This window comes from Maricaulis sp. D1M11, from assembly GCF_047308265.1.
GTDB lineage: Bacteria > Pseudomonadota > Alphaproteobacteria > Caulobacterales > Maricaulaceae > Maricaulis.
This window is the reverse complement of the sequence record NZ_JBKQWY010000005.1, coordinates 228,367-251,376: the sequence shown is the minus strand read 5'-3', so window position 1 is coordinate 251,376 and position 23,010 is coordinate 228,367. Positions and strand designations below refer to the sequence as shown.

At 61.1% G+C, this 23,010-nt stretch carries 22 protein-coding genes; 16 read left to right on the top strand and 6 right to left on the bottom strand.

The genetic code is table 11. The annotated features are described in order from the left end of the window. Nucleotides 1-41 precede the first annotated feature (41 nt). The 8 genes from RMQ97_RS10335 to RMQ97_RS10300 all read left to right on the top strand — a co-directional run bounded on the left by RMQ97_RS10335 (nucleotide 42) and on the right by RMQ97_RS10300 (nucleotide 8,580). Nucleotides 42-527 (top strand): hypothetical protein, encoded by a 486-nt coding sequence (locus tag RMQ97_RS10335; protein ID WP_413660800.1) that lies wholly within the window; start codon nucleotides 42-44, stop codon nucleotides 525-527. A 93-nt stretch (nucleotides 528-620) separates the two neighbouring features. Then, nucleotides 621-1,337, top strand: a complete 717-nt coding sequence (locus RMQ97_RS10330; protein ID WP_413660799.1) for a TVP38/TMEM64 family protein — start codon at nucleotides 621-623, stop codon at nucleotides 1,335-1,337. 146 nt (nucleotides 1,338-1,483) lie between these two features. Beyond that, the gene (locus tag RMQ97_RS10325; RefSeq protein WP_413660798.1) at nucleotides 1,484-2,524 is read left to right on the top strand and encodes a rod shape-determining protein; all 1,041 of its coding nucleotides are present in this window, start codon (nucleotides 1,484-1,486) and stop codon (nucleotides 2,522-2,524) included. A 40-nt stretch (nucleotides 2,525-2,564) separates the two neighbouring features. After that, nucleotides 2,565-3,590, top strand: coding sequence for a rod shape-determining protein MreC (gene mreC, locus RMQ97_RS10320; protein ID WP_413660797.1), 1,026 nt, complete (start codon nucleotides 2,565-2,567; stop codon nucleotides 3,588-3,590). After that, entirely contained in the window at nucleotides 3,574-4,095 is a 522-nt protein-coding gene (gene mreD / locus RMQ97_RS10315) for a rod shape-determining protein MreD (protein ID WP_413660796.1), read from the top strand. The genes mreC and mreD overlap by 17 nt, the downstream gene beginning before the upstream one ends. 12 nt (nucleotides 4,096-4,107) lie before the next feature. After that, on the top strand, nucleotides 4,108-5,979 hold the full coding sequence (gene mrdA / locus RMQ97_RS10310; RefSeq protein ID WP_413660795.1) for a penicillin-binding protein 2: 1,872 nt from the start codon (nucleotides 4,108-4,110) through the stop codon (nucleotides 5,977-5,979). Between the two features lies 1 nt (nucleotide 5,980). Next, nucleotides 5,981-7,123 (top strand): rod shape-determining protein RodA, encoded by a 1,143-nt coding sequence (gene rodA / locus RMQ97_RS10305; protein ID WP_413660794.1) that lies wholly within the window; start codon nucleotides 5,981-5,983, stop codon nucleotides 7,121-7,123. A gap of 107 nt (nucleotides 7,124-7,230) precedes the next feature. Continuing rightward, nucleotides 7,231-8,580, top strand: a complete 1,350-nt coding sequence (locus RMQ97_RS10300) for a sodium-dependent transporter (protein ID WP_413660793.1) — start codon at nucleotides 7,231-7,233, stop codon at nucleotides 8,578-8,580. Here the strand turns inward: RMQ97_RS10300 and pip are convergent. After that, nucleotides 8,577-9,542 (bottom strand): prolyl aminopeptidase, encoded by a 966-nt coding sequence (gene pip / locus RMQ97_RS10295; RefSeq protein WP_413660792.1) that lies wholly within the window; start codon nucleotides 9,540-9,542, stop codon nucleotides 8,577-8,579. The two genes, RMQ97_RS10300 and pip, sit on opposite strands and share 4 nt — an antisense overlap. Nucleotides 9,543-9,860: 318 nt before the next feature. Between pip and RMQ97_RS10290 the strand changes: the two genes are divergently transcribed. Both RMQ97_RS10290 and RMQ97_RS10285 read left to right on the top strand, forming a co-directional pair. Continuing rightward, the gene (locus RMQ97_RS10290; protein ID WP_413660791.1) at nucleotides 9,861-10,421 is read left to right on the top strand and encodes a hypothetical protein; all 561 of its coding nucleotides are present in this window, start codon (nucleotides 9,861-9,863) and stop codon (nucleotides 10,419-10,421) included. A gap of 4 nt (nucleotides 10,422-10,425) precedes the next feature. Next, nucleotides 10,426-11,034 (top strand): class I SAM-dependent methyltransferase, encoded by a 609-nt coding sequence (locus RMQ97_RS10285; RefSeq protein ID WP_413660790.1) that lies wholly within the window; start codon nucleotides 10,426-10,428, stop codon nucleotides 11,032-11,034. Here the strand turns inward: RMQ97_RS10285 and RMQ97_RS10280 are convergent. The 3 genes from RMQ97_RS10280 to RMQ97_RS10270 are packed head-to-tail and all read right to left on the bottom strand — an operon-like array spanning nucleotide 10,988 to nucleotide 14,100. Beyond that, nucleotides 10,988-12,079 (bottom strand): hypothetical protein, encoded by a 1,092-nt coding sequence (locus RMQ97_RS10280; RefSeq protein WP_413660789.1) that lies wholly within the window; start codon nucleotides 12,077-12,079, stop codon nucleotides 10,988-10,990. The two genes, RMQ97_RS10285 and RMQ97_RS10280, sit on opposite strands and share 47 nt — an antisense overlap. Before the next feature lie 3 nt (nucleotides 12,080-12,082). Further along, on the bottom strand, nucleotides 12,083-12,802 hold the full coding sequence (locus tag RMQ97_RS10275) for a class I SAM-dependent methyltransferase (RefSeq protein ID WP_413660788.1): 720 nt from the start codon (nucleotides 12,800-12,802) through the stop codon (nucleotides 12,083-12,085). After that, a complete protein-coding gene (locus RMQ97_RS10270) occupies nucleotides 12,802-14,100 on the bottom strand; it encodes a glycosyltransferase family 4 protein (protein WP_413660787.1) in 1,299 nt (432 codons plus the stop codon). The genes RMQ97_RS10275 and RMQ97_RS10270 overlap by 1 nt, the downstream gene beginning before the upstream one ends. Before the next feature lie 122 nt (nucleotides 14,101-14,222). Between RMQ97_RS10270 and RMQ97_RS10265 the strand changes: the two genes are divergently transcribed. The 5 genes from RMQ97_RS10265 (at nucleotide 14,223) to RMQ97_RS10245 (ending at nucleotide 18,973) form a co-directional block, all read left to right on the top strand. Further along, nucleotides 14,223-15,374, top strand: a complete 1,152-nt coding sequence (locus RMQ97_RS10265) for an MFS transporter (protein WP_413660786.1) — start codon at nucleotides 14,223-14,225, stop codon at nucleotides 15,372-15,374. A 64-nt stretch (nucleotides 15,375-15,438) separates the two neighbouring features. After that, nucleotides 15,439-16,596, top strand: coding sequence for an MlaE family ABC transporter permease (locus RMQ97_RS10260; RefSeq protein WP_413660785.1), 1,158 nt, complete (start codon nucleotides 15,439-15,441; stop codon nucleotides 16,594-16,596). After that, nucleotides 16,593-17,360: an ABC transporter ATP-binding protein gene (locus tag RMQ97_RS10255; RefSeq protein ID WP_413660784.1), complete on the top strand. Its 768-nt coding sequence runs from the start codon at nucleotides 16,593-16,595 to the stop codon at nucleotides 17,358-17,360. The genes RMQ97_RS10260 and RMQ97_RS10255 overlap by 4 nt, the downstream gene beginning before the upstream one ends. Before the next feature lie 21 nt (nucleotides 17,361-17,381). Next, a complete protein-coding gene (locus RMQ97_RS10250) occupies nucleotides 17,382-18,338 on the top strand; it encodes an MlaD family protein (RefSeq protein WP_413660783.1) in 957 nt (318 codons plus the stop codon). Then, nucleotides 18,335-18,973: an ABC-type transport auxiliary lipoprotein family protein gene (locus RMQ97_RS10245; protein WP_413660782.1), complete on the top strand. Its 639-nt coding sequence runs from the start codon at nucleotides 18,335-18,337 to the stop codon at nucleotides 18,971-18,973. Before RMQ97_RS10250 ends, RMQ97_RS10245 begins: the two co-directional genes overlap by 4 nt. A 100-nt stretch (nucleotides 18,974-19,073) precedes the next feature. On the opposite strand, the gene RMQ97_RS10240 is transcribed toward RMQ97_RS10245, so the two are convergent. After that, on the bottom strand, nucleotides 19,074-21,152 hold the full coding sequence (locus RMQ97_RS10240; protein WP_413660781.1) for a hypothetical protein: 2,079 nt from the start codon (nucleotides 21,150-21,152) through the stop codon (nucleotides 19,074-19,076). 209 nt (nucleotides 21,153-21,361) lie between these two features. Beyond that, nucleotides 21,362-21,619, bottom strand: a complete 258-nt coding sequence (locus tag RMQ97_RS10235) for a hypothetical protein (RefSeq protein ID WP_413660780.1) — start codon at nucleotides 21,617-21,619, stop codon at nucleotides 21,362-21,364. Between the two features lie 171 nt (nucleotides 21,620-21,790). Between RMQ97_RS10235 and RMQ97_RS10230 the strand changes: the two genes are divergently transcribed. After that, complete coding sequence (locus RMQ97_RS10230) at nucleotides 21,791-23,008, top strand: DUF418 domain-containing protein (protein ID WP_413660779.1); 1,218 nt, start codon at nucleotides 21,791-21,793, stop codon at nucleotides 23,006-23,008. The last annotated feature ends 2 nt before the right edge of the window (nucleotides 23,009-23,010 follow it).

Genomic DNA, 23,010 nt, shown 5'->3' with positions numbered 1-23,010 from the left:
TTTACTATTCAAGGTCTTGGCTATCAATTTGGGGGTAATAGATGACATTTAATCCTGTCAAAGAACGTCGATATGGTGAACCCAAGGCCGTCGTGGCCGAGCTGTTCGAGGAAGCCGGTGGTGTCCCTGCCGTCATGGAGATTCTCGATCTCAGCCGGACACGCGTCTATGCGCTTGCCGATCCCGACAGCACCAATGAGATTTCGTATACGCGTGTGGCCAAGCTGACCGAGACCGGGGCGACGGCGGCAGCGCGTCACCTCGCGGCCCTGGCGGGAGGGATCTTCCTGCCGGTCGACAAGGATGAGGATGCGGACTGGCTGGCCATTGCCGGCGAGGTCAGCCGCAAGAATGCCCGCAATATCGCGGCATTGATGGAAAGTCTCAGCGAAACCAACCGCTCACCGGGTGAAATCGATGAGGGCGAGGCGCGCGACATTCTGAAAATCCTCGACGAACAATTGCGGACCCTCGCCATGCAACGCGCCAAACTGGCGGTGATTGCAGCTGGCGAAATCGAGGACTGACCGCTCTTGCCGATTGCAGGCGGCCCGAACCCTGCTTAGTTAGGTAAAGCCGGTCTCGTCTGGAGGCCGGCCTGTACCAAGTCGGGCCACTGCATGCGCAACCTGTTTCAGACCATTGTCGATTTTGTCCTGCGCATGGACGCCAAGGCGGCGCGGGCCGTCATGGTGTCCCTCATGCTGTTTGGCATGGTGGCCATGGTATTTGTCTTCGGCAAATTCTTCATGGACAGCGAGACCGGAATTTTCGGCATCTGGTTCGAAGAGGCCTCGACCCAGTGGTACGCTCTGCCGCTGACCATTCTGGTTTTTACCCTGATGTCGTTTCTTGGCGCGCCGCAGTTTGCGCTGATGGCGGCCGCTGTTCTGGCCTTTGGCCCGGTGACCGGGTTTTTCTATGCCTGGACCGGAACCCTGGTGGCGGGAAGCGTCAATTACACGCTGGGACGCTATTTCGGGGCCGACATTCTCAAGCGCTATGGCGGGGACTGGGCCAATCGCATTTCCGATTTCATCGGTCGCAATGGCTTGCTGGCCTCGATGATTGTGCGTTGGGTGCCCTCCGGACCCTTCATTGTCGTCAATATGGGGTTTGGCGTTGCGCGCACGCCTTACTGGGCCTTTATCCTGGGGCTCGCCATTGGTGCCGCACCCAAAATCATTCTGGTCTCGCTGGCAGGGCAAAGTATTCTGGATCTGCTCAACGGACAAAACCTGTTGATCGTTCTTGGGCTTGCGATAGGGGCCGGATTGTGGATCGGTGTCATGCTCTTGGCGCGACGCTGGTTGCGCCGCAATCGCAGCGAGCTTTAGGCGGGCAGACACCGCTCCACGCGCGCGTCTCCTGAAAAGCCTGTGCGTCTTGGAGGGTGTAGCCCTTGCATTTAGTGCCGGAGCATCGCACAAGAAAATAATTGCGCCGCAGCATTGTTGCCACACTTCGAGATTATCACGCGCCCATGCTCAACAGTCTCTTCGGTCTTCTCTCCGCAGATATCGCCATCGACCTCGGTACGGCGAACACGCTCGTTTACGTCAAAGGTCGCGGCGTGGTTCTCAATGAACCCTCCGTCGTCGCCTACAAGGTCGACAAGGGACGCAAGCACGTCCAGGCCGTCGGGGCAGAAGCCAAGCTCATGCTCGGCAAGACGCCGGGCAATGTCGAAGCCATCCGTCCGATGCGCGATGGTGTGATCGCCGACTTTGATGTCGCCGAGGAAATGATCAAACACTTCATCCAGAAAGTGCATAATCGCCGCGCCATGGTGAGCCCGCAGGTCGTGATCTGCGTGCCGTCCGGTGCCACGGCGGTTGAGCGCCGGGCCATTCACGAATCGGCTCTGGGCGCGGGTGCGCGCAAGGTCTACCTCATCGACGAGCCGATGGCGGCCGCTGTGGGTGCCGGCCTGCCGATCGACGAACCGACCGGTTCCATGATCGTGGATATCGGCGGCGGGACCACCGAAGTGGCGGTCATGTCGTTGTCGGGTATTGTCTATTCGCGCTCTGTTCGTGTTGGCGGCGACAAGATGGATGAAGCGATCATCCATTACATTCGCCGGTCGGCGAACCTCCTGATCGGTGAAACCTCCGCCGAGCGCATCAAGAAGGAAATCGGATCGGCCATGCCGCCAATGAAGGGCGAGGGGTTGTCGCTCGACATCAAGGGCCGCGATCTGATGAATGGTGTGCCGCGCGAAATCGCTGTCACTGAAGCCATGATTGCCGATGCCCTGTCCGAGCCGGTCGAACAGATCGTCGAGGCCGTGAAACAGGCTCTTGAAGCCACGCCGCCGGAACTGGCCGCGGATATTGTTGACAAGGGTATTGTCTTGACGGGCGGCGGGGCTCTGCTGCGTAATCTGGATACCGAGCTGCGCGAACGGACGGGGCTGCCCGTGAGCCTGGCTGACGAAGCTTTGTCATGCGTCGTTCTGGGCTGTGGCAAAGCTGTGGAAGAATTGAGCATCTGGCGCCCCATCCTGTCCGAAGCAGTCTAGGTTTCGTTCCAGTAGGGGCTGAGGATTTAGGGAGTGGTCCTTGGCAAACCAACGGTCCGGACGACATGACGGGCGTGGCGAAATCAAGTTTTCGCCCACGATCTTTGTCGTTCTTGTCTTCCTCTCCGTGATCCTGGTGGCCTTTGACCGCCCCGCCAACCGCTCCCCTCTGTTTTCCTCTATTCGTGCAGGTTTCACCGATTTGGCTGCCCCGGTCCTGGAGATCGCGGCCCAACCTATTCGTTTCGTGAAGGGGATCGCGCCCTATTTCCGTCGGCAGGGTCAGCTGGCGGAGGAAAATGCGCGCATGCAGCAGGATCTGATGGAGGCACGGGGCTGGGTCGAGCTGGCGGGACGACTGCAGGACCGGATCGAGGTCTACGAGCAGGCCCTCAATGTCGAGGGCGAGGCGACCGGCGAACGGATCGGTGCCTGGACCGTGGCTGACCCGGATGGTCCCTTTGTTCATGCGCGGCTGATCGGGCGCGGTCAGGCGGCGGGTGTGCGCGACGGATTTCCGGTGATCAATGTCTATGGTCTGGTGGGGCGGGTTACCGAGACCGGACAACGTTCAGCGCGCGTGCTCTTGCTGACCGATCTGAACAGCCGGGTGCCGGTGATGGCGGACCGGTCCAATGCCCGGGCCATTCTTATCGGCGATAACTCCGATTTTCCGCGGCTGGACTATGTCGGTCGTAATCCGGATATCCAGCCCGGTGACCGGATCGTGACCTCGGGCGATGATGGTATCCTGCCGCGCGGTCTGCCCGTGGGTGAAGCGATTGCGACGCGGGATGGCCAGTGGCGGATCCGTCTGTATTCAGACCAGGCGCCGATCGATTTTGTCTGGGTGTGGCCCTATGAGCGGGTTGTGGCTCCTGAGGCGGAACCGGTTTTGGATGAGGCCATGGCCGCCAATCCCGACGCCTCAGTCCCCGGTCTTCCTGTCCCTGATGCCTCAGTTCCTGATGCCTCGGACGCTGAGGCGTCCGGTGTTGATGTTTCGGGGGCCACAGGACCGGCGTCCTCAGACGAGGAAGGAGTGAGCGATGCGCAAGGTCAATGAACAAGCCTCCACGGGCTGGCCGATTGCCTGGTGTGTGCTCTCGATCTTCTTCGCCCTGATCGCCTATGCGACCCCGACCAAGCTGCTTGATGGGCCGCACCTGATGCCGACCTGGCCTCTGATGGTCCTGTTTCTGTGGGCCAATATGCGGCCGCGTTTTGTCCCGCCCTTCATTGTGTTTTTTGTCGGTCTGGCCCAGGATCTGCTGACGGGCGCCCCCATGGGCGTGTGGGCCCTGGCCTATCTTGCCGCGATCAGCGCGTCACGTTTTCGCGGCGAGGACGGCATGCCACGGGATCTGGGACCGATCTGGATCCGTTTTCTCATGGCGCTCGCGATCGCACATGCGCTGGCATTTGTGGCGGGCAGCTGGGCCAATGACCAGCTGGCAGACTGGTACAAGCTGGTCCTGGAATTCATAGCCTCGGCGCTGACCTTCCCGTTGATCGGGCATCTGGTGCTGCGACGTCGTCGGGGTTCACGTTCGGGCTTCATCGGGGGGTGAGAGCGAGGATAGATGCGCGCTGACCGCCAGGAACAGGATCTGAAATTCAACCGCCGGGCATTTATGCTGGCCGGCGCGGGTGGGGTGGGCTTCACCCTGATCGGAGCGCGGCTTTACTCGCTTCAGGTTCTGGAAACGGAACGCTACCAGCTGGCTTCAGACGGCAATCGCTTCCGGCTTGATGTCTTGCCGCCTTCGCGTGGTCGGATCCTCGATCGGTTCGGCCGTGCTATTGCAGATAATCGCGACAGCTACCAGGTCCTCCTGGTGCCCGAACAGACCCTCAATGTGGAAGAGGCGCTGGATGCGCTGGCGGACTTCGTGCCGCTGTCGGACTATCGCCGCGAGCGGGTCCTGCGGGAAGCGCGGAATAATCCGGCTTATCGCGCGATTACCGTGGCTGATGATCTCGACTGGGAGAGCTTCGCCGCCATTAATCTGAAGGCCCCCGATCTGCCTGGTATCGAACCGGGTCTGGGTGAGGTGCGGGAATATCCCTTTGATCGCGCCTTTGCCCATGTGATCGGCTATGTCCAGCCGCCCAATGCCCGTGAGATCGAAGACGACACACTCAGTCCGGAGAGCCTGCTTATCCATCCCGGTTTCCGGATCGGCAAGTCCGGCGTTGAAATTGCCAGTGAAGCGACGCTGCGTGGGCGGGCCGGGGCACTGAAGGTCGAGAAAGACGCGTCCGGGCGAACGATCCGGGAATTACCCGAACAGTCCACAGAGCCGACGCGCGGACAGGATGTGGTCCTGACCCTGGATACCGATATCCAGCGCTTCGCAACCGAGCGTCTGGGCGAGGAGAGCGCGGCCGCCGTTGTGATGGACGTTGAAACCGGCGAATTGATCGCTCTGGTCTCCACACCGGGTTTTGACCCCAACCTGTTTGTCGGTGGAATCTCCACGGCCAATTATGCCGCCTTGCGCGATAACGATCATCGGCCCCTATTCAACAAGGCCATCCAAGGCACTTATCCGCCCGGTTCGACGTTCAAGGGTGTGGTCGCGGCAGCAGCCCTGGAGCATGGCGTTATCGATCCGGACGAAATGATCACCTGCCGGGGGTCGACCACGCTGGGACGACGTGATTTCCACTGCTGGAAGCGCGAAGGCCATGGCCCGGTCAATCTTCACGAGGCGGTGAAGACCTCTTGCGACGTCTATTTCTACGAGGTCGCGCAGCGCCTGGGTATTGAGCGCATCGAGGAGATGGCGCGGCGTTTCGGGCTGGGCGAGAACTACGATATCGGCATTTCCGGTGTGGCATCCGGCCTGGTGCCCAATCCGGACTGGAAGTATTCGCGGCGCAATGAGGGCTGGTCCACCGGGGACACCTATAATACGGGCATCGGACAGGGCTTCCTTTTGACCTCCCCCCTGCAGCTGGCGGTGATGACCTCACGACTGGCGTCGGGCCGGGCGGTCGTGCCCACGCTCTATCGGAATGCCATGGCGCCGCCTGCGCCGCATATCGGCCTGAACGAAGAGGCTCTGGCCCGTGTGCGTGATGGCCTGCGCGGGGTGGTGCACGAGCCGGGCGGCACGAGTTATTCGCTGCAGGGGCTGGGCGTGGACGGTGTGGACATGGCCGGCAAGACCGGAACGGCGCAGGTTTATTCCATCACGCGTGAAGAACGCGAGGCGGGTGTGCGCGATCAGGATGATCTGCCCTGGCGCCTGCGCGATCATGGACTGTTCATGTGTTATGCTCCCGCGCACGATCCCAAATACGCCGTTGTGGTGGTGGTTGAGCATGGTGGCGGATCCAGCGCAGCTACGCGCCCGGCTCGTGACATCCTGCGTCGCACGGTGATGCGTGACCCCTCAGGCCGTCCCGGTATCTTCGCCCAGCGTCAAACCCAACGCCGGGACGTGTAACATGGCTGTTTTTCGTGAAAGCGTGCCGCGCGACCTGCCGGGAAAACTGCTTGAGATCAACTGGGCCCTGGTTCTGCTTCTGGTTCTGCTCGGACTGGTCGGTGTGGGCATGCTCTATTCGGTCGGCGGTGACTGGGACCCCTGGGCCATCCGCCATGCGCTGCGACTCAGCCTCGGTTTTGCCGGCATGATGGTCGTAGCCCTCTTCCCACCACGCTTCTGGATGGGGGTGGCCTATCTGGCCTATATGGGTTCGCTCCTCTTGCTGGTGGGGGTCGAGGTGATGGGCGAAACGGTGAACAATTCCCAGCGCTGGCTGGACATTGGCCCCATTCGCATCCAGCCGTCGGAGGTCATGAAGCTGGCGCTAGTGCTGGCGCTCGCCCGCTATTATCACGACCTGCCGACCAATAAGGTCTCGTCTCTGGGCGGCTTGTTGATGCCCGCAGCCCTGATCGCTGCACCGGCCGCTCTGATCCTTAATCAACCGGATTTGGGAACTACTATTCTTCTGTGTGCCACAGGCGGTGTGATTGTTTTTCTCGCCGGACTGCGCTGGTGGATTATTGCTCCGGCCGGGATACTGGCCATGCCTGCGGCCTGGATCGTCTATCAGTTCGGCCTGAAGGATTATCAGCGCGAGCGCATCATCACGATGTTCAATCCTCAAAGCGACCCCCTGGGCTCGGGATATCACACCATCCAGTCACAGATTGCCCTGGGTTCGGGCGGCATGACCGGCAAGGGATATATGGAAGGCAGCCAATCGCAGCTCGATTTCCTGCCGGAAAAACAGACCGACTTCATCTTCACCATGCTAGGCGAAGAGTTTGGCTTTGTCGGCGGTATTGCTGTGCTTGCGATCTATGCCCTGATCCTGGCCAATAGTGTGGCGATTGCCACCAGCTGCAAATCCACCTTCCTGCGTCTCACCACAATGGGTGTCGCCACGACCTTTGCGCTCTATGTGCTGATCAATGTCGGCATGGTGATGGGCATGCTTCCTGTGGTGGGCGTGCCTTTGCCCCTCATTTCCTATGGCGGCACCGTGATGCTCGCCGTGCAGGCCGGCTTCGGCCTGATCATCGGTGCTCACATTCACCGCAATGCGCAACCACCTCGGGGTGCAGGGCTTTTGGGATAGCGCTCGCGTGTAGGCATGCGCTTGACCCGAAGCCAAGCTTGGGGAAGGGTGCGCCACAAGTATTTTTAGGCCGGTGAGAGGGGTTCCCGGCCAAGGGAGGTAGTATCATGGCAGGTTCAGCCCCCAGTGCGCACGCGCACTGGTCTTCGCGTTTTGCATTCATCATGGCCGCAGTTGGTTCGGCTGTGGGTCTGGGTAATCTCTGGGGTTTCCCCTTCCGTACCGGTGCCAATGGCGGGTCGGCCTTTGTGCTGGTTTATATCGCCTGTGTGGTCTTTATCGCCTTTCCGGTTCTGATGGCCGAGCTTTCGATTGGTCGCCACGCGCAGAAATCCGCCGTGTCGTCCACACGCAATATGGCGCGCGAGGCGGGCAAGTCCGGAAACTGGTCGATTGTCGGCTGGATCGGCATGATCGCCGGCTTCCTGATCCTGACCACCTATTCTGTTATCGCCGGTCAGGTGATGGCCTTCTCTGCCGCCGGTTTCGCCGGTGGTTTCGGACAGGACGAGATGCCGTTCATGGGCTCCAACAGCTGGAGCATGTTCTGGCACTTTGCCTTCATGTTCATCACGGTGCTGGTCGTCTCACGCGGTCTGAAGGGGGGTATTGAACGGGTCGTCACGATCCTGATGCCGCTATTCTTCATCCTGCTGGCCGCGCTGACCGTTTACGCCCTGATCACAGGTGAGGCGGGTCAGGCCTTTGCCTACCTCTTCCAGCCGGACTTCTCCCAGATCGATGGCGGTGTGTTCGTCTCTGCTCTGGGCCAGGCCTTCTTCTCGGTAGGCGTGGCCTCCGCCATCATGGTCACTTACGGTTCCTATCTGAACAAGGATGCCAATATCGCATCCTCATCCGTGATCATCTGTACGGCGGATACGCTGGTGGCTCTGGTCGCTGGTCTGATGATCTTCCCGATCGTGTTTTCCTTCGGCCTGGACCCGGCGGTGGGTTTCAACCTGATCTTTGAAGCCATCCCGAACGTGTTCGTCGATATGCCGTTCGGCAATATCATCGGTGGCGCCTTCTTCTTCCTGGCCTTCATCGCGGCGCTGACCTCCTCGATCTCGCTGCTGGAAGCCACGGTCGCCTTTGTGGAGGAGCACAGTGATTTCGGCCGCATGCAGGCTGCGCTGCTGTTTGGTGGATTTGCCTTCCTGATCGGTGCCGGTGCGGTGTACTCGCAGGAGTTCGCGGCCAATTTCATCGACCTGATCTCCAACTCCATCCTGCTGCCGCTGGGCGGGTTCCTGGTCGCTGTGTTTGCCGGCTGGGTGGTTCCCAAATCCCTGATGCGCGAAGAGCTGAGCCACGCCTCCGGCGCCATGTTCGGCTTCTTCCACATCATGATCCGCTACATCGTGCCGATCGCCGTGGGCCTGATCCTCATCCTGGGTCTGGACAGCAATTTCTTCGGCGGCCGACTGAATGCCCTTCTGGGTATCGGCGGCTAGGCCAGCACATCCGCATAGGCGTCGGTGGCGCGCACGAGCGCGTCCACCACGCCCGGTTCACCGGCTGCATGGCCGGCATCACCGATCATCTGGAGCTTCGCCTTGGGCCATGCCCGCGCGAGGCTCCAGGCCGTTTTGGGGGGGGTGACAACGTCATAGCGCCCCTGGACAATTGTCGCCGGTAGATGACGAATGTGGTCCACACCGTCCAGCAGACAGCCATCATGGGGCAGGAACCCCTTGTGGACGAAGTAGTGTGTTTCCAGGCGGGCCAGTCCATCCGCCCGCACGGGATCGTGCATGGGGCCATCGGGATCGCCTGCCAGTGAGATCAGAGTACTCTCCCAGCGCGCCCAGGCAATGGCATCCGGACGTCGCCGGATGATGTCGGGCTCGGCAAGACGCTCATAGTAGGCCTTGATGATGTCATCGCGCTCTTGCGGGGCGAGCGGATCGGTAAACCGGGACCAGGCGTCGGGGAAGAGGATGTTGGCCCCGCTCTTGTAGAACCAGTCCAGCTCACTCTGTGTGCACAGAAAAATGCCGCGCAGTATGAGCCCAAGGCAGGCATCGACATGAGCTTGGGCATAGGCCAGTGCCAGTGTGGCCCCCCAGGAGCCGCCAAACAGAAGCCATTTATCAATCCCGGCGCGCGACCGGATGCGTTCGATATCATCGATCAGGTGTTGCGTGGTGTTGGCGGTGAGGCTGCCATGGGGTGTCGATCGTCCGCAACCGCGCTGGTCGAACAGGATGATGCGATAGCGGGACGGGTCGAAGAAACGCCTCAGCGCGGGGGATGATCCGCCGCCCGGCCCACCATGGATCGCCAGCACGGGCAAACCATCGGGTTGACCGCATTCCTCGACATACAATTCATGCCCGTCACCCACCGATAGACGATAGGTTTCATAAGGCCTTGTCGGCGGATAGAGCAAACGACGGGCGTGACCGATATCCATAATGCAACACGTTCTTTTAGTGCTTCATTCAGAGAATAAACCATAGCCTAATGTAAATTGCTTCTATAACGTGATCATTAGGGGCTGGATTTTGAATTTTGCTGCGTTTGACCAGTTATTGGTTCAATTGAACCAAGCTACGGGTGTGAACTGGCGGATCGAAATCTTATGTTGGGAATTCTGTTTGGGAATCGGGTGCTGATGGGCGTCATCCGTTCGCTGTTTGCCGGAGCTTGTCTCCTGACGTGTCTTGCGGGATGTGCGAGTGCACCGATCTCTGTTGTTTCATCAGCAGTGGACAGTGCGGCCGCGACCCGCGTGAGCGAATCCGGTGCGCTTGAGCGCGCGGCTGACAATCTCGCCATGACCTATGCACGACGCGGCTGGAGCCGGGTAGACCAGGCCATGGATATGGCAGGCAGCTGGATGGGACGTCTGACCCGCGGCAATTCGGCGGTCGAACCCATCGAAGACCCGGTCGACGCCTATGTGCGCACAGCCGGTCTTGATCTCAACCATCCCGAAGAGGCTGCCGCGCGTCTGATCGTGGATCTGCGAGATGCGACCGCGCTGGCGGCGACCGTCGAAATTCCCGCGGATGCGTTCCTGCGCAGCGAACAGGCTCTTGACCGCACGGCCCTGACCCGGGCGCTCGATGATGTTGAACAGACCATTGTGCATACACGCCGGGCGCTCGGGCTGTTTGACAGCACGATTGACCGTTTGTCGGATGATTTCGACGCGGATACAGACATGACTTTGCTGACCCGTCTCGCAGATGAACGTCAGGCCTTGTCGATGCAGGCGGAGCGTCTGAGCGATCGGGCAGATCTGATCTCGCGGCAACGCCACCATCTGCGCTTTGGCGGGGTCGGCTAGAGGCATGCTCTCTCCCGATGAAGTCAAAGGCTTTCTTGCCCCTGAAGAAGGCGAGGCCCTGGCCGCGTTGACTGCTCAGGCTGGCGCACTGGGCCCCATTCTGGAAATCGGCACGTATTGCGGAAAGTCGGCCCTGTATCTTGGACCGGCGGCACGCCAGGTCGGCACGATCCTCTATACGCTCGATCATCACCGGGGGTCGGAAGAGCATCAGCGCGGGGAAGCCTATCACGATCCCGAGCTCTACGACGCCGAGATTGATCGCATGGACAGTCTGCCGACCCTGCGACGCAATCTGTTTCGGGCCGGTCTGGAGGATTGTGTCATCCCACTGATCGGAACATCGGCCCAGATTGCTCCGCACTGGTCGACGGAGCTGGGCCTGGTGTTTATCGATGGAGGCCATTCCATGGCGGCGGCGCTGGCCGATTATCGTGGCTGGGCGTCACGCGTGGCGATGGGCGGGTATCTGTGTATTCACGATGTCTTTCCCGATCCGGCCGATGGTGGCCGTCCGCCCTACGAGATCTGGTGCATGGCGCGCGACAGCGGTCTGTTTGAACCGGTCAATCGTATCGGGACGCTGGAAGTTCTGCAGCGGTGTGCGCGCTAGCGCATTCCGGCAGGGAGTTTTCAACCAGGAGCGTGGACCCCGGTGACAGCTGGTCGAGGGCATCCATGGCCATGATCAGGGCACCCGCCGTCCAGGAGGGGCGTTCCTGTGGCCAGATCACACCTTCGGCAAACTGCCAGCCCATCCAGAAGCCACCATCATCCGCCGCGAGCGAGCTGATATCCTCTATCAGCGTGCGGGCCTGGGCCGGCTTGCCGGCGGCCAGACAGGCCAGCGCCAGCTCTGCCGTTTCCGCTGCGGTGACCCAGGGTTCGTCCGACACGCAACGACAGCCCAGCCCGGCCTCCACAAAACTGTTCCAACGCGCAAATAGGCGGGCCTTGCCCGCATCGGGTGTCAGGACACCGGTGAGAACGGGATAATACCAGTCCATTGCATATCGGCGCCGGTCTGTGCCGAACCGGTCAAAGCGGGCATCATTTTCTCGTAGTGTCGCGCCGATCCGGCGGCGGGCGATCTGCCAGTGTGCCGTGGGCCGTCCCATCTGCTCGCCCATGATGATCGCGCATTCCAGGGCCTTGTAGAGCGAGGCATTGCCGGCCCGCAGGCTGTCGATATCGTCGAGCGCTTCGCCCGTCTCCCGTGCCCGCCAGACAATATCGCCATGGCGGGTTTGATGGGCGAGTACAAAGGTCATGGCCCGTTCGATCATCGGCCAGTATCGCGGCAATCGGTCGAAGGCCTTGAGGGCCAGAAGACTGCGCAGCGTGGTGACGGCCACATAGCCGGTGAAATTTGTGTCGCGGGCCTGGTCCGGAGCGCTGGCCACCAGGTGTCGATTGGTCTCGTCCATGGGCACGGATGCACCCAGATCCCCGGTGAACCCGCCATCCTCATCCTGCCGGTCGATCAGGCAGTCGAGCGCGCGAAACGCTGCATTGTCTGACCCCGCGATCGCTAGCCCCATCGTGCTTTCGCCGTGATTCCACGCATCCCAGATGCCCCCATCCACCCAGGAAATGGCGCCATCGGTATCCTGCAGGTCCTGGATGCGCCGGGCGCAGCTTTGGATGCGGGCGATCATCAATCAGGCCACCTTGTTGAAATACATCACGACGCTTTTGCCCAGAGCCGGATTGATTAGCTTTTCCAGTGTCCGGGTGATCCAGGGCGCTTGCAGCAGATCCCATTCCAGAAACCGGCGATAGGCGGCGACCAGGGGGTGGCTGTCCCGGTGTTCCCAGACCGCACATTGCAGCCACCAATAGGGCGAATGCAGCCCATGCGCCCAATGGCGATCTGTACGTCTGAACCCCTGTTTCTCGACGGCGTGACGCAGGTCCTGGTTCCGGAAAATGCGCACATGGCCGCCCGGTGTGTTCTGATAGCCCACCGAGAGGTCCCAGCAGATTTTCTCGGTCCAGTAACGCGGGACAGAGGCGGCGAACCGGCCATCCGGCTTCAGGATACGGGCAATTTCGGCCAGTACAGCATCCGGGTCATCCACATGTTCAAGGACTTCCGAACAGATCACGCGGTCAAAGCTGTTGTCCGTGAAGGGCAGGCGGGCGGCGTCTGCAGCCGAGACAACAGCAAAGCGTGTGTCGGACTGTGGCTCGGGGGGCGGCAGTTCGAAAAACCCGTCCAGCGATGCCTTGACCTCGCCCCAGGACAAATCCACGCCGACGACTTCCAGAGGCGTCTCCTGCCAGTACAGGGCGTGCAGATGACGGCCGCGGCCACAGCCCAGATCCAGCACGCGCATGCCCGCTTGCAGGTCCAGCTTGTCCATCTCGATGGTGAGCATCAGTGAATTCCTCGTTCGGCCAGGGCCTCAACATACAGCCGACTGGCTGTTCGGGCGTGGGATGACCAGTGAAATGCAGATCGGGCGCGTGCAATCGCGGCCTCTCCCAATTGCCGGCGTAACTCATCATCCTGCAAAAGCCGGTTGAGATTGGCTGCCAGGGCAGGGGCATCACCAGCGGGAGAGACGAGGCCGGTCTCGCCCACCACTTCAGGCAGGGCACCGCCATCGCTGGCCGCCACAGCGGCACCACAGGCCATGGCCTCGGCAGCGGGAAAGCCAAAGCCTTCAAACCGGGCCGGACAGGCCACGATGGAGGCTTCGCGATAGAGAGTCGCGATGTCTTCGCGGGTCAGGTTGGATCGTGTCTCCACCCGGTTTTCCAGGCCCAGGGATTGCAGGGCCCGCTTTGCGGGTCCATCGCGCAATTGACCAATGATCAGCAAGCGGGCGGTGTCATGGGTTCGGGCGGTCTCGGCAAAGGCCTTGATCAAAACATCCAGACCCTTGATGGGCGCATCGGCACTGGCGGTGGTGGCGATCAGGCCAGGGCGTCGGGCGACGCGATGATCGGCGTAAAACACCTGATGGTCGAGGCCATTAAACGCCACCCGCATGGTTTCGGGGCGTGTGCCATACAATGCGGCATGGGTATCGCGAGCGGCGGCTGACACGGCCAGGTGACGCGACAGCGCCCGACTTGTGCGGGCCTGCATTTTCACGAAACGATACCAGCGGCGCGTGAACAGGCGGTCCTTGAGCGATTGACCAGCCTCAAGTGCGAAGCGGCGATCGATCTCGATCGGGTGGTGCAGCGTGGTGATGACTGGCAGTGTCCGGTCAATGCGGACAAAGGGACTGGCCAGGGTTTGATTGTCGTGGATGACATCAAACCGGCCATGATGACGGGCGATATAGGCTTCCAGCCTGACACCGAAGGCGTAGAGCTCGCCGAAGGCACCGGTATTATGGCTCAGCCATTCCGCCATATCGGCCCAGGACCCCAGATGACGGGGACGCAGGGCCAGGAAGGCATTGGTCTCGGCAAACAGGTCCAGCGACGGCAGGGTGTCCAGCCCGATATCGGGATCCAGTTCGGGATAGGGCGGGCCGGAAACAACCGTGACCTCATGTCCCAGATCCGCAAGCGCCCGGGTCAGATTGCGGATATAGACGCCCTGGCCTCCAACATGCGGATGCGACCGGTATCCCGTGACAAGAACCCGCAAGGGCCGAACGGGTTGGTCCAGCGCGGAGGAATCCGGAAAACTGTTAGAGTTGAGTGCGTTATGCGTCATGGAGAGGTCAGGTGGCAGGGAGGAACCGTGCGAACCTAGCGAAGTGAACGGTGTTCGCCAAGCATCTGGCGCTTTGCGTCTGCGGTTGGGCGCGCTATGCGCAGGGCAAGGAGACACAAGAGATGTTCAGTCCGGCCCTTCGATTTGCCGTCTACTATGCGGCCTTTTATCTCGTCCTCGGGATGTATCTGCCCTATTTCCCGGCCTGGCTGGAAGGACGTGGGCTGACACCGGAATGGATTGGTATCCTGGTGGCCAGTGGCCTATTGGGACGTACGCTTGTGGCGCCCCTCGGGGCAAGATGGGCGGATACGGCGAATCGACGGCGCGATCCCATCCTGATTCTCGCCACGCTCTCCCTGCTGCTGTTTATTATTCATCTGCCCGTGTTTTCGCCCTGGATCCTGGCCGTGCTCGCCTTCCTGCTGGGTGGTGCCTATTTCGGGCAAATCCCGCTCGCGGACACATTTGCGCTGCGAACCGCGACGCGTCTGGGTTTTCCCTTCGGTCCGGTCCGCGCCTTTGGGTCGCTCTTTTTCATCCTGGCCAATTTCGGTGCGGGGGCCGCGCTGGGCGCGCTCGGGGCAGAATGGATCCTGACCCTGATCATTGCCGGGTCGATCCTGCTCGTCCTGACCAGCTGGACCTTGCCCCGCGGCCGCCGCCGCCGGCGCGGCCGGGTCGAGGATGCCCAGCTGACCAAGGTCGGACGGCTTTTGCGGGGGCCTTTTCTGTGGGCCTTGCTGGCCTCGGGCCTCATCCAGTCCTCCCACGGATTTTACTATGCCATGTCGGTTCTGGCCTGGACAGCGGATGGCTTGCCCTCGGTGACGATCGGCGCATTGTGGGCAACGGGCGTGGCAGCCGAGATCCTCTTTCTCTTTTGTTCCGGGCTCCCGTTTCTGCGCCGGTTAAGCCCGGGCGTTCTGTTGATGATGGGCGGAGCGGGCGGCATTGTGCGATGGGGGCTGACGGCTTTGTCTCCGCCGCTGGGCGTCCTGTTTCTCCTGCAGGCGCTACACGCCATGACATTTGCTGCCACCTTCCTGGGCTTCATGCGATATGCGGCGCAAGAGGTCCCCGACGATCAGGCCGCAACCGCTCAGGCGATGAATTCGGCTCTCGCGGGAGGTGGCATTACCGGTTTAGTGTCAGCTGTGTCCGGTCTGCTCTATGACGGCATGGGAACAGCAGGCTATATGGTCATGATCGTGCCGTGTTTTGTCGGTTTGCTGGCCGGATTGCGGCTTCGTTTACTGCGAAGCAAACCTTGATCCTCAAAAGGGATCAAAGGCGGTTTGTGAGAAAGAGCTGAAGGAATCGGCTAGAGTCGGTGTCATGAGGGGACAAGAACTCGAATTGCTCACACCAGCCCGGCTGGTCGTGACAGAGACGCACGGTCGCGTGTGTGTCGAGCCCCAGGGTGACTGGGTGATCGACACCGTCGGCGCCGTCGAAGATGAATTGCGCGCTCTGGCCAGTCGTGCGGACCCCTCCGCCATTGTTTACAGCTTCACCCAATTGGGCCGGATCGACACGGCAGGCGCCTATCTTCTGGGGCGTCTGACCCAGGATTGTGCCGACCCGGATGGTGATTTTCATTACCTCGACCATCACCCGGTCGCCCCCGGACTGATTGCGGAAGTGCGCCGCCGGACCCTCTCCTGTGCGCCCGTCAAGGCTCAGACCTACGGGTTCCGGGCCGCTGTGGCGCGTCTGGGTGCGGGTATCGAGGCCGCCTATCTGGAAGGATTGGGCACGCTGGGGTTTTTGGGACACACGCTCACAACAGCGGCCTCCACCGCTCTGCGGCCCTGGCGCTTCCGGCTGACCCCGACGGTCTGGGTGATGGAAGAGGCGGGTGTGAACGCCATGCCCATCATCGCCGTCCTGTCGTTTTTCATTGGTGCCGTGATTGCGTTCATGGGCGCCAACCTGTTGCAGACCTTGGGCATGACGGTGTTTACGGTCGACCTGGTCGCGGTGACGGTCCTGCGCGAATTCGGTGTGCTCATCACCGCGATCATGCTGGCTGGGCGCTCGGATTCGGCGTTTACCGCATCGATCGGCTCCATGAAGATGCAGCAGGAAATCGATGCCATGAAAGTGCTGGGCATTGATCCGTTTGAAGCGATTGTCCTGCCGCGTGTCATCGCTTGTACCTTGATGGCACCGCTCCTGACCTTTGGTGGCATGGTTGCCGGTATTGCTGGCGGCATGGTTGTGGCCTGGTCCACGGACCTGCAGATCTCTCCCACCATGTTCATCACGCGCATGCACGAAAACACCGATTGGTCCCATTTCATGGTTGGCATGTCCAAGGCACCGGTCTTCGGACTGGTCATCGCCATTATCGGCTGTCGCCAGGGCATGGAAGTCGGCGGGGATGTGGAAAGCCTGGGGCGCCGCACCACGGCCTCTGTTGTGCAGTCGATTTTTGCGGTCATCGTGATCGATGCGATCTTTGCCATGATGTATCTGGAGCTCGGCATATGAGTGAGGACATCATCATCGAGGCGCGCAATCTGCGCACGGCCTTTGGTGAGCATGTCGTTCACCAGCATCTCGATCTCCAGATCCGGCGCGGTGAGATCCTCGGCCTGGTCGGCGGGTCGGGCACGGGCAAGTCCGTGCTTTTGAACACCGTACTCGGTCTCAAATCCGCCGACGGGGGCGATATCCTGTTCGAGGGACGGTCGATGGCGGCCATGTCCAACGAGGAACGTCGTCTGATTGAAAGTCGCTGGGGTGTGCTCTTTCAGAATGGTGCGCTGTTTTCCGCCCTGACGGTGAAGGAAAATGTCATGGCGCCGATGCGTGAGCATGTCGAGCTGTCTGCACGCCTGATGGAAGAGATCGCCGACATGAAAATCGGCCTGGCGGGCCTGCCTCCAGAGGCGGGTAATCGGTTCCCGTCCGAGCTTTCGGGCGGTATGCGCAAGCGTGCGGCGCTGGCCCGGTCGCTGGCGCTTGATCCGAGCGTTCTGTTTCTGGACGAGCCGACTGCGGGCCTGGATCCGATCGGTGCGGCGGCCTTCGACAGCCTGATCCTGGAGTTGTCGCGGGCGCTGGGGCTGACCGTGTTCATGATCACTCACGATCTGGACAGTCTGCATGCCATCTGTGACCGCGTGGCGGTTCTGGCGGACAAGAAAGTGGAGGCCGTGGCCCCCATTCCGGAATTGATGAGACATCCCCATCCCTGGATTCAGGAATATTTCAACGGGCCGCGCGGGCGTGCGGCTCAGGCCGGTCTTTAGGGATCGGATAAGGAGAGCGTTATGGAAACGAAAGCGCATCACGTTTTGGTCGGCTTGTTTGCCATCATCCTCGTGGCCGCCGGTGGTTTCTTCTTCCTCTGGCTGGCGAAAGTCTCCTTCGATCAGGAATTCTCCGAATACGACATCGTTTTCGAAGGGCCTGTGCGGGGGTTGAACGAGGCCAGTGAGGTCCGGTTCAATGGTATCCAGGTGGGCGAGGTGACCGATATCGGTCTTGATCCTCAAAATCCGAACCGGGTTATCGCGCGGATCCGCGTGTTAGCGCAGACCCCGATCCGGGTGGATAGTTTCGCGCAGCTCGAACCCCAGGGCCTGACGGGGTTGAACTATGTACAGCTGTCCGGTGGCTCTCCTGACGCACCGCGCCTGTACAGTCCGCCCAATCGCACACCGCCGCGCATTATCGCGCGACAGGCCCAGCTGGAAGGCTTGTTCGAGGGCTCGGAAAACGTTCTGGATGCGGCCCAGCAGACCTTGCTGAGACTATCGCGCCTGATGAGCGACGAGAATATCGATGAGGTCTCGCAGACCATTGAAAACATCGAGGAGATCACGGCGCAGCTGGCCGAGGAGCGTGAGCTTTTGTCGGATATGCGCCGGGCTGTGAACCAGCTCGACCAGACTGCACAGGACATCTCCCGCGCCGCCGAAAGCATGGACCGGTTTGCCAATACCGCGACGGGTTTTGTGGAAGATAATCTCACCCCGGCGGTGGCGGAAATGCAGCTTGCGGCCCTGGAAGTGAACCGCGCGGCCGTCGACACGGATATTCTGATGCAGTCTGTCACGCCGCCTTTGCAGGACTTCGCCCACAATGGTCTTGGCGATATCACGCTGGCCGCCGGCGACCTGCGTCGTCTTGTTGAAACACTCGAGCGTATTGCCCTGGAAATCGAACAGAGCCCGGGCAGCTTTATCGCCGGTGACACTGTTCAAGAAGTGGAGGTTCCGCGATGAGCCGTAAACTGCCCTTGCTTCGAGGCCTTTTGATGGGCCTGGCAGCCTTGTCTGTTTCCGCCTGTGTGTCGGTCCTGCCCGAGGCTGAGCCCGTCGACATCTATCGGTTGAGCCCGCCGCAACCTGTCGAGTGGTCGGGTGACGATTGGACGGTGGTCAGGGTGGATCTGCCCCAGGCGCCGCGCGCACTGGCCAATGATCACATCGCGGTCATCGGTGAAACACGCTCGATCGCCTATTTGGCCGGCGCCCGCTGGATCAATACCACGCCGCGTATGATCCAGACCCTGATTGTCGAAACGCTGGATTCCGATGCCACACCCTTGGTGCCGGCTCGTCCGGAAGATGCAGTCCAGACTGATTTCATCCTGCGTATGGACCTACGAGAGTTTGAGGCCGTCTACGATCAGGGGGCCAATCGCGCGCCGCTGGTGACCGTGCGTATCGCGGCCCGCTTGATGCGGTCGGATGATCGCAGCTTTGTCGGCGGACGTGTATTCACCTCCACCTCACGGGCGGACGGGAACTCGGCCGGGGCGATAGTCCGGGCGTTCGACCAGTCCTCGCACGAGGCCGCGAATGAGCTGGCAGGCTGGATGGCCCAACACGCGATGGATACGCCGTCTGGAAGCTAGAGTCTGAAACTTGGTCCCGACATCACAACGCCCCCGGCTCGCCGGGGGCGTTGTGACGCGAGCGTTCAGTTCACGCGCGTTCAGTTCAGATTGGGCCAGATCAGGTCCGGTCCTTGGGATCGGTTTCGTCATCACCGGGCATGGATGAAAGCAGATCTTTCCAGCGCCAGCCCGGTTCCGTGCCGCGCTCGGCGACTGGTTTGTCCAGTGGCGGATCCGTTTTCTCAAGCCTTTGCGCGGCCTTCTCGGAGGGCATGACGCGGCCCCGCTCCGGAAAGCCGATCGTGTTTTCTGCGCGCAGCTCGGTCTTGCCGGACTTGCCACCTGACTTGCCGCCAGACTTGCCAGCGGGCTTGGGGGTTTTGGACGGGACCTCTTCCGTGTCCGTAGGGGCTTCAGAGGCAGAGATCTCATTGCTGCGCCGGGCCAGCGGGTCGGGCAATTCATTGATGCCCAGTTCTGGCGCACGACGCCCGCCGGCAACAGATCCCATGCGCAACATGAAATCGCTGAGGAGTTCATAATTCTGGCGGATGCGCGACTGGAAGGCGGCATCGATTTCCTGGCTTTCCTCGGCCGCGGCCAGTGCGGCGGAGTTGAGGCCATCCAGTCCGCGACGCAGCACGTCCACGGTCTCCTGCGCGCGTTCGCGAGCGGTTTCGGGCAGGGCAGCAAGCCGCTCGGTCATCTTCTCCAGATGCCGTTCCACGGTCTGGCTCTCGGCTCGGGCGCTCGCGAGTACGGCTTCAAGACGGCGTTTGACACTTTCGGCGGCGTCATCCGCGGCCTTGGAAGCGCGCGTGGTGAGTTTCTCGGCTTCTGCGAGGCGAGCCTGGAAGGCTTCGTCGGAGCGACGAGCCGCCTCAAACGCAGCCTCATTCGTCCGTTGAACGCTGTCATCTACCCGGTCGGCCTGCGCCTCGATGGCATTCATGGCGGCATCGGAGATTGACTTGGCTTCCTGGGCAGCTGCGACCAGCCGGGCGAGGGCACTCTCGTGAGACTGGGCGGCGCGGTCGGACTCGCGCTGGATATCATCAGCCAGGCCGCTGGCTCGGTTAAAGGCCGCATCGACGGCGTCGCTGAAGGCCTGGGCACCCTGGGACGCCGCGGAATTGAGAGCGTCTGCCCCGTCGCGCGCTGTGGTGGCCATAACGTCGAGCTCGGCGCGGTGGAAGTCCAGGGCCGCGGCGATCTTCTCCTGTTCTTGGCGCAAGGCTTCACCGGCATCCTGCAGACGTTTGCGGTGTTTCAGATAGGCCGCATCCAGATTCTCCGAGCGCTCCTTGAGCGTTTCGGACATGTCGCGCAATTCGCTGGCCCGATCCGTTAGGGTGGAGGAGGCGCGGTCGCTCTGTTCGGAAATGGCGGCGCCGGCATCTACCAGGTTGTCCACGCTGGCCCGCAGACGTTTTTCGCTGTCATGAGCCTGGCTGGCTGCGAGTTCGGCGGCGGCAACCACCATTTTGGACTGGTCGGAGATCGCATTGGCGATCAGGGCGGCCTTGTCATCCAGGGATTCAGAGACTTCGCCCAGGCGTTGACGTTCGCGACGCAGGCCGGTCAGCAGGGTTTCGGTGCGCTCGCGTGCGTCATCCGCCGACGTTTCCAGCGTTTCCGCGTGATGGCTGATGACTTCTTCCATCGCCGCGAGGCGGGCGAGGGCGCTTTCCAGCGCAGCATTGATGCGCTCGACCTCGGAGGTCACGGCGCCGGAAAGGGTCTGGATTTCCGCCTGGGCATGACCGGCCGGAGCGGACAGGCGCGTGACGGCCGCACCGACCTGGCGGGCATAGTGACCATTGCGCACAATTTCGCGCGCCAGTAATCCGCACATGATGAACAGCAGAGCGGGCGCGACCGCGAAGATTCCAAGACCAGCCAGTTGGGTATAGGTGAGCTCGCCCAGCATGTTGAGCGAGGCGATGTTCTGATACCCGACGAGATAGGCCGCACTGCCGCCGATCCACAACAGGGCAAATGTCGTGCCCAGCCAGACCAGCCATCCCCCGCCGGGCGGCGTGGTGGGTGCGCGGTCTGCCTCATCGCTCGCACCGGTGTGCGAATGGCCAGGTGTGACATCGCGCTGCCCGGTTTCTGTCAGGGCGCGCGCGGCCTGGGATTCGGCCATTTCCATTTCGGCTAGTGAGATCGAAGTCTCTCGCGTGGTCTCGGTCATTGATCGCTCAAACGCTGTTTCAGGTGCGGGCCGTGTCCGGACCGACCCGTCGCCAGGCCAGGGCCTGATCATTCGGGGGCGGGGACAAGATGGCTGCATTCTGCGGCCTGTCGCACGGCATCCTCACGGGATCCAAGACGCTACGATACATGCACACGCGCGGGTGCGACACAGATATTCTATTAAAGAAACGTGTATTGCGCCACGGTCTAGCTGCTGTAGACCGGCTTTTCCTCGACGATTTCCACGGGAAGAAGCACCGGCAGGCCCAGCGAGGGCACGCTGCAGCCCGTGTCTGCGGTCAGCGCGCGGAAGCCCCCATCTTCATCCGTATAGATCAGATGTTCGATATGCTGGACTTCAGGCGGGACAGCGGCACACGGATCGACGGGCTGGTAATCCACCCCGACAAAAAAGAATGCGGCTCCAATCACCCATTCCAGAATTTCGATCAATGACTGGATCATCTCCCAGCCTCCGTGTGCGCGTGCTCTTTTTGGCGTGACTTGATATTGAGATCAATTCACAGTCTGCGTGAGGGGGGTGAATTTTCGGTAAGGTCCGGGGCGGGGCTTCGGGCTGGACCCTTAGGGGGCGGCCCTGTTAAGCACTCTACCAGGACGTTTCAGGGGGATATCATGGCGCAGACACCACGTCAGGACCGGCATCACAGTATCGACATCCTGCGCGGCTTTGCCGTTCTGGGTATCTTGATGATGAATATCGGCGCGTTCGCCATGGTGTTCGAGGCTTATTCCTATCCTCTGGCCCATATGGACATGACGGGTATCAATGCCACGATCTGGACCATCCAGCACACATTCTTCGCCTATAAATTCGTGACGATTTTCTCGGCGCTATTCGGTGCGGGCGTGGTTTTGATGCTCGGCGAGGGGCAGGATGCCAAGCTGGGTATCCATTATCGTCGCATGGGCTGGCTGCTGCTGATCGGCATGATCCACGCCTATGTGTTCTGGTTCGGTGATATTTTGGTGCCCTATGCGCTGTGCGGTTTCATTATCGTGCTGGCACGGCGCATGCCGGCCCACCGCCTGTTTATCTGGGGCGGTGTTTTGATCACCATTACCGGACTGTTGAGCATGGGGCTCTATGCGGCCTTCCAGCTCGTGCCCGGCGATATGGACGCCACGGAAATGGGCATGGCCCTGACTGATGACGCTCTGGCCGAACGTGTGGCACTGTATCAATCCGGTTTCCTGGACCGGCTGCCATCCAACCTGACCAATGCGATCATCTTGCAATTTTTCCAGATGATTGGGTTCTCCGGTCGGCTGATCGGCGTGATGTTTGTGGGCATGGCCCTATTCAAGTCCGGCTTCTTGACCCTGGGCTGGGAGCGACGCCACTACATGCTGTCCGGTGCCGCAACGGGTGTTCTGGGTGTGGGACTGTGCCTGTGGGCCTCGCTCAGCCATCTCAATAGCGGGTTCGACCTGCGTGAGTTCTGGAAGGGCGAAAGCGTGATGTATGTCGGCTCGCTGCTGCTGGCCTATGCCTATGCAGCCGGTGTGATGCTGTTAGCAGGCCTGAAGGGGCTGCAGGGTCTGTTGGTGCCGTTCCGAGATGCGGGGCGTATGGCCTTCACTAATTATCTCACCCAGACGCTGATCATGACTTTCATCTTTGTCGGCTTCCCGGGGCTGGGACTGTTTGGCACGGTCGAACGAAGCGGACAGTTCCTGATCGTCATCGCCGTCTGGGCGCTGCAACTGGTCTGGTCACCGCTCTGGCTGGCGCGGTATCGGTTTGGTCCGCTGGAATGGCTGTGGCGGTCACTGACCTATGGACGCTTCCAGCCGATGCGCAAGTCGGCGACTTCCGAAGCGAAGAGCTGACG

What these genes read in the sequence shown, in the direction of transcription:
- RMQ97_RS10335 (WP_413660800.1), top strand. Translation starts at nt 42, where the DNA reads ATGACATTTAATCCTGTCAAAGAACGTCGATATGGTGAACCCAAGGCC.
- RMQ97_RS10330 (WP_413660799.1), top strand. Translation starts at nt 621, where the DNA reads ATGCGCAACCTGTTTCAGACCATTGTCGATTTTGTCCTGCGCATGGAC.
- RMQ97_RS10325 (WP_413660798.1), top strand. Translation starts at nt 1,484, where the DNA reads ATGCTCAACAGTCTCTTCGGTCTTCTCTCCGCAGATATCGCCATCGAC.
- mreD (WP_413660796.1), top strand. Translation starts at nt 3,574, where the DNA reads ATGCGCAAGGTCAATGAACAAGCCTCCACGGGCTGGCCGATTGCCTGG.
- mrdA (WP_413660795.1), top strand. Translation starts at nt 4,108, where the DNA reads ATGCGCGCTGACCGCCAGGAACAGGATCTGAAATTCAACCGCCGGGCA.
- rodA (WP_413660794.1), top strand. Translation starts at nt 5,981, where the DNA reads ATGGCTGTTTTTCGTGAAAGCGTGCCGCGCGACCTGCCGGGAAAACTG.
- RMQ97_RS10300 (WP_413660793.1), top strand. Translation starts at nt 7,231, where the DNA reads ATGGCAGGTTCAGCCCCCAGTGCGCACGCGCACTGGTCTTCGCGTTTT.
- pip (WP_413660792.1), bottom strand. Translation starts at nt 9,542, where the DNA reads ATGGATATCGGTCACGCCCGTCGTTTGCTCTATCCGCCGACAAGGCCT.
- RMQ97_RS10285 (WP_413660790.1), top strand. Translation starts at nt 10,426, where the DNA reads ATGCTCTCTCCCGATGAAGTCAAAGGCTTTCTTGCCCCTGAAGAAGGC.
- RMQ97_RS10280 (WP_413660789.1), bottom strand. Translation starts at nt 12,079, where the DNA reads ATGATCGCCCGCATCCAAAGCTGCGCCCGGCGCATCCAGGACCTGCAG.
- RMQ97_RS10275 (WP_413660788.1), bottom strand. Translation starts at nt 12,802, where the DNA reads ATGCTCACCATCGAGATGGACAAGCTGGACCTGCAAGCGGGCATGCGC.
- RMQ97_RS10270 (WP_413660787.1), bottom strand. Translation starts at nt 14,100, where the DNA reads ATGACGCATAACGCACTCAACTCTAACAGTTTTCCGGATTCCTCCGCG.
- RMQ97_RS10265 (WP_413660786.1), top strand. Translation starts at nt 14,223, where the DNA reads ATGTTCAGTCCGGCCCTTCGATTTGCCGTCTACTATGCGGCCTTTTAT.
- RMQ97_RS10260 (WP_413660785.1), top strand. Translation starts at nt 15,439, where the DNA reads ATGAGGGGACAAGAACTCGAATTGCTCACACCAGCCCGGCTGGTCGTG.
- RMQ97_RS10255 (WP_413660784.1), top strand. Translation starts at nt 16,593, where the DNA reads ATGAGTGAGGACATCATCATCGAGGCGCGCAATCTGCGCACGGCCTTT.
- RMQ97_RS10250 (WP_413660783.1), top strand. Translation starts at nt 17,382, where the DNA reads ATGGAAACGAAAGCGCATCACGTTTTGGTCGGCTTGTTTGCCATCATC.
- RMQ97_RS10245 (WP_413660782.1), top strand. Translation starts at nt 18,335, where the DNA reads ATGAGCCGTAAACTGCCCTTGCTTCGAGGCCTTTTGATGGGCCTGGCA.
- RMQ97_RS10240 (WP_413660781.1), bottom strand. Translation starts at nt 21,152, where the DNA reads ATGACCGAGACCACGCGAGAGACTTCGATCTCACTAGCCGAAATGGAA.
- RMQ97_RS10235 (WP_413660780.1), bottom strand. Translation starts at nt 21,619, where the DNA reads ATGATCCAGTCATTGATCGAAATTCTGGAATGGGTGATTGGAGCCGCA.
- RMQ97_RS10230 (WP_413660779.1), top strand. Translation starts at nt 21,791, where the DNA reads ATGGCGCAGACACCACGTCAGGACCGGCATCACAGTATCGACATCCTG.